Annotated in this window: 14 protein-coding genes; 5 read left to right on the forward strand and 9 right to left on the reverse strand. The window is 61.8% G+C overall.

Annotation, left to right across the window (positions count from 1 at the left end; all coding sequences use genetic code 11):
• Nucleotides 1–47 precede the first annotated feature (47 nt).
• The 4 genes from ppnN to queF form a co-directional block, all read right to left on the reverse strand.
• Nucleotides 48–1,403, reverse strand: a complete 1,356-nt coding sequence (gene ppnN, locus J9885_RS03265; protein WP_043758673.1) for a nucleotide 5'-monophosphate nucleosidase PpnN — start codon at nucleotides 1,401–1,403, stop codon at nucleotides 48–50.
• Between the two features lie 156 nt (nucleotides 1,404–1,559).
• On the reverse strand, nucleotides 1,560–3,161 hold the full coding sequence (locus J9885_RS03270) for a GGDEF domain-containing protein (RefSeq protein ID WP_210548083.1): 1,602 nt from the start codon (nucleotides 3,159–3,161) through the stop codon (nucleotides 1,560–1,562).
• An 85-nt stretch (nucleotides 3,162–3,246) separates the two neighbouring features.
• The gene (locus J9885_RS03275; RefSeq protein WP_210548084.1) at nucleotides 3,247–5,517 is read right to left on the reverse strand and encodes a hypothetical protein; all 2,271 of its coding nucleotides are present in this window, start codon (nucleotides 5,515–5,517) and stop codon (nucleotides 3,247–3,249) included.
• 112 nt (nucleotides 5,518–5,629) lie between these two features.
• A complete protein-coding gene (gene queF, locus J9885_RS03280) occupies nucleotides 5,630–6,478 on the reverse strand; it encodes an NADPH-dependent 7-cyano-7-deazaguanine reductase QueF (RefSeq protein ID WP_210548085.1) in 849 nt (282 codons plus the stop codon).
• Between the two features lie 105 nt (nucleotides 6,479–6,583).
• On the opposite strand from queF, the gene syd reads away from it, so the two are divergent.
• On the forward strand, nucleotides 6,584–7,132 hold the full coding sequence (syd, locus tag J9885_RS03285; protein WP_134696486.1) for a SecY-interacting protein: 549 nt from the start codon (nucleotides 6,584–6,586) through the stop codon (nucleotides 7,130–7,132).
• 78 nt (nucleotides 7,133–7,210) lie between these two features.
• On the opposite strand, the gene J9885_RS03290 is transcribed toward syd, so the two are convergent.
• The 5 genes from J9885_RS03290 to J9885_RS03310 form a co-directional block, all read right to left on the reverse strand.
• Nucleotides 7,211–7,996 carry a Zn-ribbon-containing protein gene (locus J9885_RS03290; RefSeq protein ID WP_210548086.1) on the reverse strand — a complete coding sequence of 262 codons (786 nt, stop codon included), beginning with the start codon at nucleotides 7,994–7,996 and terminating at the stop codon, nucleotides 7,211–7,213.
• Nucleotides 7,997–8,005: 9 nt separating this feature from the next.
• Nucleotides 8,006–8,305: a DNA-binding protein gene (locus tag J9885_RS03295; RefSeq protein WP_210548087.1), complete on the reverse strand. Its 300-nt coding sequence runs from the start codon at nucleotides 8,303–8,305 to the stop codon at nucleotides 8,006–8,008.
• Between the two features lie 77 nt (nucleotides 8,306–8,382).
• Nucleotides 8,383–8,619: a DUF2789 domain-containing protein gene (locus J9885_RS03300; protein ID WP_210548088.1), complete on the reverse strand. Its 237-nt coding sequence runs from the start codon at nucleotides 8,617–8,619 to the stop codon at nucleotides 8,383–8,385.
• Between the two features lie 45 nt (nucleotides 8,620–8,664).
• On the reverse strand, nucleotides 8,665–8,961 hold the full coding sequence (locus J9885_RS03305) for a DUF3301 domain-containing protein (RefSeq protein WP_039039421.1): 297 nt from the start codon (nucleotides 8,959–8,961) through the stop codon (nucleotides 8,665–8,667).
• Between the two features lie 72 nt (nucleotides 8,962–9,033).
• Entirely contained in the window at nucleotides 9,034–10,062 is a 1,029-nt protein-coding gene (locus J9885_RS03310) for a DUF3549 family protein (RefSeq protein ID WP_210548089.1), read from the reverse strand.
• A 198-nt stretch (nucleotides 10,063–10,260) separates the two neighbouring features.
• On the opposite strand from J9885_RS03310, the gene J9885_RS03315 reads away from it, so the two are divergent.
• The 4 genes from J9885_RS03315 to J9885_RS03330 all read left to right on the forward strand — a co-directional run bounded on the left by J9885_RS03315 (nucleotide 10,261) and on the right by J9885_RS03330 (nucleotide 13,857).
• Nucleotides 10,261–10,596, forward strand: a complete 336-nt coding sequence (locus J9885_RS03315) for a YqcC family protein (protein ID WP_043758692.1) — start codon at nucleotides 10,261–10,263, stop codon at nucleotides 10,594–10,596.
• A complete protein-coding gene (gene truC, locus J9885_RS03320; RefSeq protein WP_210548090.1) occupies nucleotides 10,593–11,372 on the forward strand; it encodes a tRNA pseudouridine(65) synthase TruC in 780 nt (259 codons plus the stop codon). The genes J9885_RS03315 and truC overlap by 4 nt, the downstream gene beginning before the upstream one ends.
• Nucleotides 11,373–11,551: 179 nt before the next feature.
• Nucleotides 11,552–11,992 (forward strand): flavodoxin, encoded by a 441-nt coding sequence (locus J9885_RS03325; protein WP_043758696.1) that lies wholly within the window; start codon nucleotides 11,552–11,554, stop codon nucleotides 11,990–11,992.
• Between the two features lie 524 nt (nucleotides 11,993–12,516).
• Entirely contained in the window at nucleotides 12,517–13,857 is a 1,341-nt protein-coding gene (locus J9885_RS03330) for a maltoporin (protein WP_043758698.1), read from the forward strand.
• Nucleotides 13,858–13,860 lie beyond the last annotated feature (3 nt).

A 13,860-nucleotide genomic window follows, 5' to 3' on the forward strand; every position in this document is an offset into this window, starting at 1 on the left:
GGACATGAAAAAGGGGCCTTGCGGCCCCTTCTTCATCCGGTGACATCTCACTTCACGATTTCGTAGCAGGGGATGTACTGGCTGCCCGGCAGCTTCATGCGCTGCTGCTTGACGAAGCTCTCCAGCAACCTGTCCATCAGGTGCATCAGCTCCTTGTCGCCGTGCAGTTTGAAGGGGCCCTTCTTCTCGATGGCCCGGATGCCCCCTTCCTTGACGTTGCCGGCGACGATGCCAGAGAAGGCGCGGCGCAGGTTGGCCGCCAGCAACTGGGGCGGCTGGTTGCGGTGCAGATCCAGGCTGGCCATGCTGGCGTGATCCGGCTCGAACGGTAGCTGGAACTCCGGTTCGATGCGCAGGGACCAGTTGAAGGAGTAGGCATCCCCCACCGACTTGCGGTATTCGCGGATCTTCGGCATCGCTTCCTTCATCACGCGGGCCACCTCGGGGGCATCGCCGATGATGATGCGGTAGAGGCTGGTGGCCGCTTCCCCCAGGGTCGCCTTGACGAAGTCATCGATGGCACGGAAGTAGTCCGCGCTCTCCTTCGGGCCGGTCAGCACGATGGGGATGGGTTGGCGATCGTTGGCCGGGTGCATCATGATGCCGAGCAGATAGAGCAGCTCCTCGGCGGTGCCGACCCCACCCGGGAAGATGATGATGCCGTGCCCCAGGCGCACGAAGGCTTCCAGCCGCTTCTCGATGTCAGGCAGGATGACCAGTTCATTGACGATGGGGTTCGGCGGCTCGGCGGCGATGATGGAGGGTTCGGTGAGGCCGATGTAGCGGCCATTGCGCACCCGCTGCTTGGCGTGGCCGACGGCAGCCCCCTTCATGGGGCCCTCCATGGCGCCCGGACCGCAGCCGGTACAGATGTTCAGCTCGCGCAACCCCAGCTCGCTCCCCACCGCCCGGGTGTACTGGTATTCCACCTCGTTGATGGAGTGGCCGCCCCAGCAGACCACCAGGTTGGGGTCGGCGCCGGGCAGGATTGCCTTGGCGTTGCGCAGGATGGCGAACACCACGTTGGAGATGTGGGTGGAGCTGGTCAGGTTGACCAGGCGGTTTGATTCCAGCTGGGTCGACACATAGAGGATGTCCCGCAGCACGGAGAAGAGGTGCTCCTGGATGCCGCGGATGATCTCGCCGTCGACGAAGGCATGCTCGGGGGCGTTGAACAGCTCTAGTTTGACCCCGCGCTCGCGCCGGATCACGTGAATATCGAAGGACTTGAAGCGCTCCAGTATCTCTTTGGAGCTGTCGGTGTGGCTGCCGGAGTTGAGCACCGCCAGCGAGCAGTTGCGAAACAGTTGATAGATATCGCTGGAGGCGGTCTGCTTGAGGCGATCCACCTCGAGCTGGGACAGCAGGTCCATGCTGCCCACTGGATTGATGTGTGTAATCATAATTCCCCTTTCACTCGCTTGTTATCGTTGTGCTTTCCCTGGGGAGAAAACGGGATGCCTGGGCATCCCTCTTTTCGATAGTAGAGGCAAGGGGGTGGGCAGGGGAATAGGGGACAAGTGCGTTTGCCGGTTTTTTAGCCTCAGTTAAGCCCGGATTCAGGCGAGATTGACCTGATCCCGACCCGAGTGCTTGGAGCTGTAGAGCGCCTTGTCGGCACGCTCGAATGCGTCCGTGGTATGGTCGCCGGTGCGAAACAGGGTGGCACCGATGGAGATGGTGATCTCGACCCTGGCATCGCGGAAGCGGAACGGAATGCTCTTGACGGTCTGGCGCAGGTTCTCCAGGGGCTTCTGGTACTTGTCCGGATTGATGTTCGGCAGCAACACCACGAACTCCTCCCCCCCGAAGCGGGCGATGAAGTCGGTATCCCGCAGGGCGTTCTGCAGCGCCTTGGCGACCACCTTCAATGCCTTGTCGCCGGCCATGTGGCCATAGTTGTCGTTGATGTTCTTGAAGTGGTCGATGTCGATGATGGCCAGGCACAGCGGGGTGCCGTAGCGCAGCCATCGCTTGTATTCGAGCTCGAGCCGCTCGTCGAGGGCCGCCCGGTTGTGCACCTGGGTCAGGCTGTCGAGGAACAGCTTGTGCTTTTGAATGGTGAGCCGCTTCTTGTATTCGGCCGTCTCTTCCTTCATGAGGCGCAACTTGGCCTCCATGTTGGAGAGGTGGGTGAGCAGGTGGCGCTCGCGGTGGCTCATCTCGTCGCGCTCCTGCTGCAGGCGACGGATGGTGTTCAGGTGGCCGGAGATGGCTCCCTTGAGCGTCTGTGGCGAGTCGTGCTCGGCCATGGTGCGATCGATGGCGGTGAGCTCCCGCTCCAGCGCCTGACCGCTCAGGTGGGAGGCATTTTGCAGCGCACGGCCCTCGTCCAGGGACTCGGTAAAGTTGAAGTGGACCGCGGAGAGGCTCTCGTTCAGGGTGCTGAGAAACGCCTGGGAGGCTTTGCGCTCCTCCCGGGTGCCTTCGATGATGAGTTCGATGATCTGCAGGCAGACCTCGGCCAGCAGGGCAGGGCTGATCCCCCCGAGCAACTGGCGGCGAATGTCGGCCAGACTCTCGCCCACGGCCCCGGCGAAATCCAGCTCGGTGATGAGGCGCTGCAATTCATCGGAGATCTGGGCATGGGCCTTGACGTCGAAGGAGTCGGCAGGTGCCTGGCTGGAGAGCTCCGTGGTCATCTCCGGGGACGGCGGGATCAGCGGCTGGCGCGGCAGCAGCTGGATCTTGATGGCCTGCTGGTAGAACTCCAGCAGCCGGATCACCTTCTTCTGGTGATCGCCGATGCCATAACACTCGGGACTGGCGAGAAACTCCTTGAGGGAGCGCCGGGTCTCTTCCGGAAACCCCTTGATGGTCTTGAGCTGCTTGCTGCCCAGATCGATGGCGGTCCGGGTCAGGCTGATGGACTCTTCCATGGTGTGGCTGTGCTGCTGCAACAGCTTCTCGATGGCGGCGAGTTCGGCATCGATGGTGGTGAGCGGGGGATTGCCGTCCAGCTTCTGCTTGAGCTTGGCGAGGCGGTTGTCCAGCTCGCGATCGTGGCCACGGCAGGCCTGCATCAGCTTGGCGATGAACTGGATGCTTCGGGCGCGCTCGGCGTCGGAGAACGTGGCCATGCCATCGAGCTCCTGCTGTTTCTGCTGGAGGGATTCCCTGAGTCTTGCCAGTTGTCCTGTTACGGCAGCCATATCATTCATTGTTCAGGTCGCCCTGTCGTCATTATCGTTTTTGTGTCGTCCAGCAACAGTAAGCCAATGAAAGACCCCGTTGAGTACCTTGTTGTCACGGATTGTCCGGCGCTTTCGTCCGTGAAAGGGCAAGCCAGTTAACCCATTGCTTTTCATGAGAAGAATTTACTTTTACCAGTCCCTTGTCAATTGCCATCAAGCAGCATTGCCACACATCTCCATTAAAAAATGCGGCCTGCTGGCAATCGATGGCGGCCAGCTCCAGCCAGACACTTTGCTGGTATTTTTCGCTGAGCTGCATGGCCCCCGACAGCGCCAGGTAGCAAAGGTCGAACAGGCCGTGGTGATCGAGGGCGGTGGCGGCCTTGGGCAGGAAAGGATGGCTGACGATGCCGAGGCTGATGCGCCTGTCCAGCGGGTGCTCGCAGGGGAAGGCGGCCAGGGTCTCCAGCAGCTCCTGTGCCAGCTGGTGCAGCTGGGTCACGTGGCGCTGGGGCACCACATAGAGGAGGTGCCCCTCGCGCAGATCGTAGATGCGGCCATCCTGTGGGGTCAGCTTGGCGACGTAGCGGCCGAAGGCCTGCTCAATCTCGCGGCTGACCTGGTAGCCATGTTGCTCCAGGCTGTTGATCAGGAAGGGGACCCGGAACAGCAGGTAGTGCAGCTTGTCATCAAACTCGCTGGTGGGACGCTCGCTCAGATACCAGCGCTCGGATTTTTGCTGGCGCTTGGCCATCTCCCTCGGCCAGCGGCTCATCAGTCGCTGCCAGTTGGCCAGGCCGCTGCGGGGCTCCACCAGCAGGGCCTCTCCCAGCTGCTTGGCATTCAGGCGTGCGACCCTCAGCTTGAGCCAGAGGGTAAAGAACAGGTAGATGAAGAGTGCCAGCAGCAACCCGGTGCTGACGCTGGACCAGAGGTAACGCTCCTGCTGGTGCTGGCTCTGGTCCAGTTGCTGCTCCAGCTCCTTCACCTGCTGGGCCCGCTCCACCTGGGCATAGTTGTCGCGCACCGCCTCCTGCTCCAGGGCGATCTGCTGCTGGCGTACCAGCTCGCTGCGCTGGTGGAAGTTCTTGTAGCTCTGGAGGGCCTGCTGGAGGTAGCCCTTCTGCTCGTAGGCGATGGAGAGCAGGCGGAAGATCTCGAACTGGCGCCGGATGTCCCCGGTCCGGTTGGCCAGGGTCAGGGCGTTTTCCAGCTGCAGGATGGCGATCCCCGCTTCCTGCTGCTTGAGGTGAAGCTCTCCCAGGAGCAGCAGGGTGTCTATCAGCGACTCCTTGTCATCCCCCAGCTCGTGGGACTGGCGCGCCGCGTTCAGGTAGTTGCGTGCCAGGTTCAGGTTGCCGGTCTGCAGGTAGGTCTTGCCTATCTCGAACTTGAGGTGGGCGATGCGGGTGCGGTTGCTGTTCTCGTCCAGCAGATCCAGGGCGTTGAAGAAATAGACCAGCGCCATGTTCATCTCCCCCTGATCGCGGTTGAGACGGGCGAGCACGATCAGGGCATCGCTGAGCAGGGAGGGGTTGCCGAGGGCATGGAAGTAATTGGCCGCCTCGTTGGCGTATTGCAGCGCCTTCTGTGGCTCCTGCTCCGCCTGATAGAGGCTGATCATCTGGTTGGAGAGCAGACCGAGGAAGAGGGGATCCTGCAAGTCCCTGGCCTGCTGCTGGGCATCGATATATTCCCCCAGGGCGAGCTGGGGCTGGCCAAGGGCCTGATAGAGATCCCCCCCGACTGCGCTGGTCCAGGCCCTGGCCAGGGGGTTCTTGGCCTGCTCGGCCCACTGGCGGGCTTCAACCAGCTGGTGCTTGGCCAGATCGAATTGCCGCTCCTCGATGCTGGCGTTGACGTGCAGCAGCCGGCTGTAAACCTGCAGCTGGCTCTCCTTGAGGGTGGGGCTGGCGAGCAGCTGGTCGAGCTTGCCGAGTTGGGCGGCGCTGGCCCCATGGGAGTGTTGCTGCAGGTTCTGGCTGCGGATCTGGAGGTAGAGGCCGTGAGCCTGCAGTTCGAACTGCTGCTCCTTCTCCGCCATGGCGATGCCCTGCGCGAAGGCCTCCTGGGCCGGCTTGAACTGGCCGAGCTGCTGCAGGCACTCCCCCTTGAGCAGATAAGCCCCCGTGGTCTGGGTCGCCGTGCCGTAGTTCAGCATGGGCTCCCGATAGCCGTACTCCTGGCGACTGCTGATGATCTGCTTGGGGTTGTTGGCCGTGCGTTCGAGGAAGGAGGTGGCAATCTGCACGCATCTGGCGGGATCGGTCAGCACCAGGGTCTGGGCCTGCTGCAGATCGATGGACAACTGCTCCTTCGCCAGATCCAGATCCGGAGCCGACAGGGAGGACATCATCATTGCCAGAAAAAACAGTTGATTCATTGGATTAAGAACGGCACGGAGGTGCAGGCATGTTATCCAAGCCCACCCCCGCACGTCCAGAGTTTACTGAGAGGATGCGTGATGGGCCGGATGCCTTCAGGGGGGGCCGGATTTACTGGCGGATGAGGCGCAGATTCTCGGGTACCGCTTCCCAGTCGCTGCGGAAGGGATTGATATCCAGGCCACCGCGGCGCGTGTAGCGGGCATAGACGGTCAGCTGGGTCGGGGCACAGAAGTGCTTGAGATCGGTGAAGATGCGCTCGATGCACTGCTCGTGGAACTCGTTGTGCTGGCGGAACGAGATGAGGTAGCGCAAGAGCTTCTCCCGGTCGAGGCGCGGGCCGCGATAGCGGATCACCACTGAGCCCCAGTCCGGTTGGCTGGTGACTAGGCAGTTGGACTTGAGCAGGTGGCTGTGCAGGGTCTCCTCCACCACCTCGGTGCCTGCCGCGCCCCGCAGCAGGGTCTCGTCGAACTCGTAGTGGTCGACCTCGATGTCCTGGTCGTCGATGCACTCGCCCGGCAGCTGCGCGATGCGGTGGGGAGCCTGATCGAGGGGGAAGAGGGTGACGCTCACCGGGGCACCGGCACAGGCGCTCAGATCCTGGGTCAGCAGGGCCTGTACCGCGTCGATGGAGTCGCACCGGGTCTGGTTGAAGGAGTTGAGGTAGAGCTTGAACGACTTGGACTCGACAAGGTTCGGGCTGGCGGCGGGCACGGCCACCTCGCCGAGGGCGACCACGGGCTTGCCCTTGGCATTGAGCCAGGAGAGTTCATACAGGGTCCAGACGTCGCAGCCCTCGAAAGGCAGCGTCTCGCCCAGGCCCAGATCGTCGCGATTCAGACTGCGTGGCACGGGTTGCAGCAGGCTCGGGGTGTACTGGCTGATGTAGGCGGACTGCTGGCCCAGGCTCAGGCCCTTCAGCGCACTGGCGCCTGCGTATCTCTCTTGTTTGCTCATGCTGGTTTGCTCACGCTTGTCTGACAAAGGGTTTGATGGTGCAATGCCCGGATTTTTCGGTCACTGTCTTGCGGCGATCAGAGGCCGCTATTGTGGGGAATATCGATGTCGGATCAAGTCCTGTCTGCCCTGGAGCAGTTCTTTTTGCGCTGGCAGCGCGATGGCGAGGCGCGGCGAGGGCTGCCCCTGTGCGAGTGGGAAGCCGAGTGGCGCTCTCCCTGCGAACTGGATGAACCCAGGGAGGGGCGGGTCGCCTGGCGCGTGCACCGGCGTGCCGATCCCGCCGATTTCACGTCGATGAACGAGGCGCTCGAGCTGACCCTGCACCCGAGCGCCCTCGCCCTGTTCGGTCACTGGTTCAGCCGCCCCATCCCCTGTTCATACAAGGGGCTGCGCATCGAATTCATCCTGCCCTGGAACGACGCTGACCTGGACCTGCTCAAGGAGAACCTCATCGGCCACCTGCTGATGCTGCGCAAGTTGAAACGCTCTCCCTCGCTCTTCATCGCCACCACCCGCAACGAGATGACCCTGGTGTCGCTCGACAACGAGAGCGGCCAGGTGTGGCTGGAGTGGCTGGACTCCGGGCGTCGCCTGGTGCTGGCCCCCTCGCTGCCGGCGTTTCTGGCGCGGCTGGAGACGCTGCCGCAATAAGGCGGCATAGTTCTTCAAACGAGAAGAGCCTTGCCTGGCGGCAAGGCTCTTTTTCATGGTCGCCCGTTGGGTGAGGGCTCAATCCTTGAAATCCCAGGAGAGGTTGGAGACCAGGCGGCAGGGATCGCACTTGAAGTCGAAGATTTCGTGCAGGGGCTTTGCCAGTGCCCAGTCGCCGCCACAGCCCGGACAGGGGCGGGCCCGCTCCGCGGCGGCGCTCAGGCCACCGACCCGATAGAGATAGTAATAGGTGGGGATGCCGCTCAGGGCCTCCAGCCGCTTGACGAGATCGCTGCCCCGGCGATGGAGGCGGCTGCCCACCTCGCCGATCTCGTGCAGCGCCGCATGTTCGGCGATGGAGCCGTTCATCTGCAGCTGATCGCAGGCCTCCCAGTCCTCCTGCCACTTGATGATCTGTTTGTGGTCGCCATTGGCGACGGCAGGCAGTCGGTAGAGCGGGATGGGGGCGAAGTGGTCGCCGCAGCGCAGGGGGGAGCAGCTGTGCAGGAAGCTGGTGTAGAGCAGCATCCAGCTCGGCCGTTCGCCCTGCTCGCCGCACGGATCCGTGCTGTCCGAGAGCAGATCCATCCCCTGAAGCTGGAGCTTGGGAGCGAGCAGGCCGGCCTGATGCAGACCCTGTTCGGCAAGGGCCACGAGTTCGCTCTGGTTGTCCGGGTGCAGGCTGTCCTGCTCCGGGCAGACCACCCGGCTGATGAAGTGTCCCTGGTGCATGCTGGTGGGAAACTCCCGCCCCAGGATCTGCCCCTGGTAGCGCAGCATGTCGAGGTAGTGGACGATGGCCCGCTCGGCCGCGCCGAGGGAGGTGTCGCGGTAACACTCAAAGGTGAGTTCGAGAATGTACATGGGGGCGAATCAGTCCGACTTGTGGCTGAGCAGCAGGGCGGTCAGGCGATCGACCTTCTGCTCGAGCCGGTTGAGCTGCTCGCTCAGCTGTTGCAGGTCGACGGAGGGGGCGGCCTCGGGGGGCGTCGCGGGGGCGCTGGCAGGGGCGGGGACCGCCGGCTGGGGGTGCTGTTTCCACTGGCTCAGCACCTTGAGGAGCTCGGCCATGGGCACGGGGTGGGTGAGGCGGGCCTTGACCATGGCGGTGGAGGGGGTGATCCCCTTCGCGCTCAGTTCGTTGGCTATCTGGATGATCTCTTGGGCTGACATCTTGGCTCCTGCGCGGCCGTCTTGCTGGCTGGGGGAGAGAGCTTAACCAAAGCCCGGCGGCCAGGAAAGTGCGAGGCTCAGTTTGCCTGGCGCAGCATCACGTCCAGCTGGTCGATGGCTTCCGCCCAGTCTGAGTCATGCCAGAGCGCATCGCGCAGGAAGCCGGCCTGGGACGCGGTCCAGAAGGGGGCGTCCGGCAACAGGGTCTGGTTGTCCAGCGGGTGCTCGCGAATGAAGCGGTGCAGGCTGATGTCGTCATTGGCCAGCCCCAGCTGGGCAAACAGGGCGGTCATGTCATGGGTCAACAGTTCCATCTCGGCGCTCCTGGCAAGGGGATTGTCGAGAATTATAGCCAGTCCCTAGGAGGGCAGACGATGGGGGGGCAGCTCGACCCCGGCGACGTGCAGCCCCTGCATGCAGAGCTGGCCCTGGTAATGACTCTCCCCGTCACTGGAAAACTCGAACTGGTAGTAGGTGAGCAGGCGCAGGGGCTTGTGGCCCAGGGCGCGGTGGGTGCGTGCCAGCGACAGCAGTTGCAGATCGTGGTGCTGGCAGTAGCGGCGCATGTATTGCCATGCCAGCTCCGCCTGGCGGCGCTGTTGCCAGAAGGCCCAGCCGACGAGGCCGAGCAACAAGATCCCAAGCATTTCTCCCATCAACGGGTTCCTTCTGTGATGCATGAGCGGGGCCCGGCTCCCGCGGAGGCCGGGCCTTGGTATCGGATATCCCTACGCCGAGGTGAACAGGCGGCCGATGGCCTGACCCAGTGCCTCGCTGCGTTCGGGGTCACGCAGCCTTGCCAGCATATCATTGCGCAGGGCCGGCAGGGTCACGAGTTCGGCAAACACCTGGTTGAAGAACTGGGTGGGTTGCAGGGCGAGCTGCTCCAAAAACAGGCCGAGCAACTCGGGGCTCTTGAGATCGGGCCAGAGACGGCCTGCGATGGCAAGCAACAGGGACGGGCTGGAGCGGGTCTGCAGCAGAGTCAGCAGCTTGTTGCTGCGCAGGGCATTGCCGGGGCAGGAGGCCAGTGCCCGGCACAGATAGGCCAGGGTCTCGGCATCGGGGTCGGCGCACTCCTGCTCCTTGCCGATGCGCTCCAGCAGGGCGCCCTGCAGAGCCGGGGGCAGGGGGGCATTTTCCAGGCTCTGGCACAGGGCATAGAGGGGCGCTTGCGGCAACCTCGGCAGGGCCTTGCATACCAGGGCAAGATTGCGTTCATCCTGCAGCCGCTCCGCGAGATCGGCGAAGCCTTGCAGTCCCAGGCTCTGCCATCCCTCTTCCCCGGGCGCCGCCAGGTAGTGGCAGAGCGCCTCGTAGTAGGCGGACGGTGCCTGCTCCAGCTGGCGGGCCAGCTTGGCGTGCAGGCTCGCCATCTTGGCCTCCGCCGGCCGGAAGGTGTAGGGGTTGTCGGCGAGGCGCTGGGCCTTCTCTTCATCCAATTCCCCGGTGAGCTTGTAGCCCAGGGTCTCGACCACCTGATCCATAAAGTGCTTGGGGCCGCTCGAGATGAGCAGGCCGCGCTCATCGAGCGCAAACTTGAGGAACCAGAGATAGTGTTTCGACTCGGCTGGCTGGAAGAAGTGCACGCCGAGCCAGGCATGCTGTTGTAGCGGCCAGGGGTAGGGCTCCTGCTGCTGCTCGATGTGGATGAAGAGGTCGCTCGCCAGCGGGCGCACCTGGCGGCCCATGTCGAACAGTTGGAACTGGGTATCGGCCTGGGTCAGAAATTCGGTCAGCGTGTTGATGGAAGACATGGGGAGATCCGGCTTGAAGGTGATGCGGGGGATTATAAGGAGGCTGCACCAGATAGCCAGTGGTGGCCACACCGGGCACGGTGGCGACGGCAACATGGCAGCCACCCCGGGGGCAGTGTATAGTAGCGCCCCTTTTTGATGGCTGTAATGAGTGGGGCGCCGGCATTCGCCGACCGCACGAATGAGGAAGTGAGCGAGATGAATCAATATCTGCTGGTGGCCGGCCTGCTGGGAGAGCTGACCGCCGAGTTGCAACGTCTGGAACGCTGGCAAGCCGAGCATCCGGGGGAGGAGGCGCTGGCCAGCGAGCTGCCGTTCTGCGTCGATACCCTGAGTTTCGATCAGTGGCTGCAGTTCGTGCTGATCCCGCGCATGGAGCAGCTGGTGCTGTTGCAGGCGCCGCTGCCGACCAGCGTCTCCCTCTATCCCATGGCGAGCGAAGTCTATAAGGAAGAGCTGGCCGAGGTGGAGGCCCTGCTGCGCCTGATTGCCCGTTTCGATCTGTTGCTCTCCGGCAAAGTGGTTGACCAATGATGGCGGAGCAGACCGACGTCGAGAAAGCCTTGTCCCTGACCCTGCTCTATCAGGATGACTGGCTGGTGGCGGTGAACAAGCCGTCCGGCCTGCTGGTGCATCGAAGCTGGCTCGACAAGGGGGAGACCCGCTTCGCCATGCAGATGACCCGGGACCTCATCGGGGGCCGCCACGTCTATCCGGTACACCGGCTCGACCGGCCCACCTCGGGCGTGTTGCTGTTTGCGCTGGATCCTGCCGTCGCTCGCACCCTGACCGAGGCGTTTGCCGCACGCCGGGTGCACAAGGAGTATCTGGCGCTGGTGCGGGGATGGGCGCCGGAGGAGGGGCTCATCGACTATCCGCTCAAGGAGCAACTGGACAAGATTGCCGATGCCTTCAGCGACCCGAATCGCCCCGCCCAGGAGGCGGTGACCGCGTTTCGTCGCCTGCATCAGGTCGAGCTGCCCCATGCGGTCTCCAAGAAGCACCCCACCAGCCGTTACAGCCTGGTGCGCCTCTTTCCCAAGACAGGGCGCAAGCATCAGCTTCGCCGCCACCTGGACCACCTGTTCCATCCCATCGTCGGTGATACCACCCATGGTGATGGCCGGCACAACCGCTTCTTTCGCGAGCACTACGGCTGCGACAGGCTGCTGCTGATCGCCCACCGCTTGAGTTTCGAGCATCCCGTGCTCAAGGTGCCGATGCGGATCCAGGCGCCGCTGGGTCCCCAGGTACTGCAACTGTTCGCCGAACTGGGATGGCCCGCCAGCGAGAGCGACTACGGCAACTGATCGCCGTCTCCATCTGTTGCCTCTGACCGGGCTGTGGCATGCTGTAGGCCACGTCCGTCAGAGGAATGACTCATGGTTCCACACGCATTTTCCTTCGCAATACAGTGCGCACCTGCTTTGCCGGCGTGCGCCCTCCTGAGCTTAGAACCGGGCCCGCGAGCGCCTCTGGGGAGGCGCTGATGGCCGAGATCGACATCCTGGTCGGCACCGTCTATGGCGCAGCCATGCTGGTGGCCGAGACCCTGAGTGACCACCTGGAAGCCAACGGCCATGTCTGCCACCTCCATGAGGAGGCCGAGCTGACGGACATCGATGCCTCCCGATTCCTGCTGATCGTCAGCGCCACGACCGGGCAGGGGGATATACCTCCCAATCTGCAGCCTTTCGCCAGCGCCCTGGCCGATCGTGCACCTTATATGAAGGGGTGGCGCTATGCCCTCATCGCCATGGGAGACAGCAGTTATGAACACTTCTGCGGGGCGGGACGGCGGCTCGACGAGCTGTTGCAGGAGCTGGCTGCCGACGCCCTGGTGCCGCGTCTTGAGATAGATGCGACCGTGGAGGATGAGCCCGAGGTGGCTGCGCTGGCCTGGCTGAAGACCTGGGAAAATAGGCTGTAGCCGGATTGGGTCTGGTTTTTTAATTTCTCCCCCGTGATGCCGATGACGGGGGAGCTTTATTTTGGTCTATTTTTCTTCATTCCCTCAAATATTCCCTGCTTTTTTTTCGTTATTTTTCTCGCCGATGACGCCCTTTGCCAGGCTGATATTCATCAGAATGGCGACAAATCAGAAAATTAAAAGTTCCCCATTGAAAGCGATTTCAGTCATGTTTTTGTCACCGAACAGTGACTTTCATACTTAACAATCATCGCGAATTAATATTTGAAAGCGATTTCTTTGGTTTGTTGTTGTCTATTTTTTCTTTTTATTGGTGTTTGTCTTCTTTTTTTGTTCGTTTGTCATCTCTACTTCGCCCTCCTGGCGCGATGCGGGCGATTTGTCACCATTTTGTGAATCAGCTCATGTTTGTGCCGAAATCGGGTACATATAATCGACCCCGGTTATCACCAAAACGTTTTTCCGGTGATAAGAACTTGAATATCAGGATCACACTCCTCCCAGCGGGAATAAGGAAAATGAAAATGAAAGCAAAGTGGCTCCCGATCGCTGCAGCAGTTACCGCAGCCCTGGCTTCCCAAGCCGCCTTCGCCGTTGATTTCCACGGCTACTTCCGTTCAGGTGTCGGTGTTTCCGGTGACGGGGACATGGTCAAATACAACGTCAACAAGGTCGGTCGTCTGGGTAACGAAAACGACACCTATGGTGAAGTGCAACTGGGTCAGGAAGTCTTTAACAAAGATGGCAAGACCTTCTATGTAGACTCCATGTTTGCCATGACTTCCAATGGTTCCAATGACTGGGAAGGGACCGGCACCGTTTGTAACTTCGATGCCAAACAGTGCAACGGCGACTCTGAATTCGCACTGCGTCAGTTCAACGTACAAGCCAAGGGTCTGCTGGGCTTCGCGCCGGAAGCCACCCTCTGGGCCGGTAAGCGTTTCTATCAGCGTCACGACATCCACATCTCTGACTTCTACTACTGGAACATCTCCGGTCCTGGCGCAGGTATCGAAGGTATCCAGGCTGGCCCTGGCAAGATCTCCTTCGCCTGGGTGCGCAACGATCGCAGTGCGGCTGATGTCTTCGGTCAGTACAACCAGATCGGTACAGACCCGACTACCGGTGATCCCATCTATCGTAAAAATGAAGACCTGAACGTCAACACCCTGGATCTGCGCTATGCCGGTATCCCGCTGTGGCAAGACGGCTCTCTGGAAGTGGGCGCCATGTACGCCCTGGTCAATGAGACCGACGCCCAGAAAGATCTGAAGAACGACAACATGAAAGACGGCGTCATGCTGACTGCCGAGCTGACCCAGGGCATCTTCGGTGGCTTCAACAAGACCGTGCTGCAGTACGGTACCGAAGGCTACTCCAAGACCATGGCTTACTACGGTGATGGCTCCTGGTACGGTGCCGAAGCAAAAGACGGTGCCGACGGCTACCGTATCATCAACTGGGGCGTCATCCCGATGGGTAACTCCTGGGAGATGGGCCACCAGTTGGTCTACGGCGTAGGCAACGAGATGTGGAGTGGTCATGACGAGACTCAAACCTTCTCTGCCGTCGTCCGCCCGATGTACAAGTGGGATGACTTCAACAAGACCATCTTCGAAGGTGGCTACTTCAAGGACAAGACCAGCTATACCAGCGGCGGCAGCGACAAGGATGGTGGTTACAAGCTGACCCTGGCTCAGGCCTGGTCTGCCGGTGCCAGCTTCTGGGCCCGTCCGGAAATCCGTGTGTTCGCCTCCTACCTGGCTGACACCGAAGCTGATGCTAACGGTAGCAAGAACAGCTTCGAAGGCGGCACCTCCGATGACACCTGGCAAGTGGGTGTACAAGCTGAGGCTTGGTGGTAAGCA

The organism is Aeromonas sp. SrichE-2G (assembly GCF_017939565.1).
In the GTDB taxonomy this organism is placed as follows: Bacteria; Pseudomonadota; Gammaproteobacteria; order Enterobacterales; family Aeromonadaceae; genus Aeromonas; species Aeromonas taiwanensis.